Source organism: Corallococcus terminator, from assembly GCF_003611635.1.
Lineage (GTDB): Bacteria > Myxococcota > Myxococcia > Myxococcales > Myxococcaceae > Corallococcus > Corallococcus terminator.
Genome location: NZ_RAVZ01000811.1, coordinates 1 through 451 on the forward strand (window position 1 = coordinate 1; position 451 = coordinate 451).

Below are 451 nucleotides of genomic sequence, written 5' to 3' on the forward strand. Positions count from 1 at the left end.
TCTACGGCCGCAACCACCGCCGGGGCACGGTCGCCTCGGAGCTCGTGTGGATCGGGTCCGCGCTCTACCTGGGTCCGCTGGCCCTGGCCTTCTACAACCGCAGCACCCGAGCGGCGTCGGACGCGGCCACGCCCAGCCCGGGCACGGAGCCCCGGGCCGCCGCCGGTCTCGCCGGCGGCACCGCCTCTGCCGCAGCCCACCTGGTCGGGGTGCCGTTGGTCGTCCTGTCGGGCCTCACCATCGCGGGGATCGACCTTTGGGTGATGATCATCGTCATTGCTGTCCTCGCGACGGTGCTCCTCGTCGGGTACGAGCGGGCTTCCCGCCGGCCGGGAGCGGTTCCGGTGGGCACCGCGGTGCTGGTCGCGGTGCTGACGGTGCTCGCGTTCGACGTCGGCATGGGTGGCTGGATGCTGGTGCTGCACTTCAACGGGCTCATGCCCCCCGCCAC

The 451-nt window shown here is 72.7% G+C and carries 1 protein-coding gene; it reads left to right on the forward strand.

Annotation, left to right across the window (positions count from 1 at the left end; genetic code table 11):
- Positions 1–451, forward strand: a 451-nt coding sequence (locus D7V88_RS43575) for a hypothetical protein (RefSeq protein WP_208726796.1), incomplete at both ends; no start/stop codon positions are given.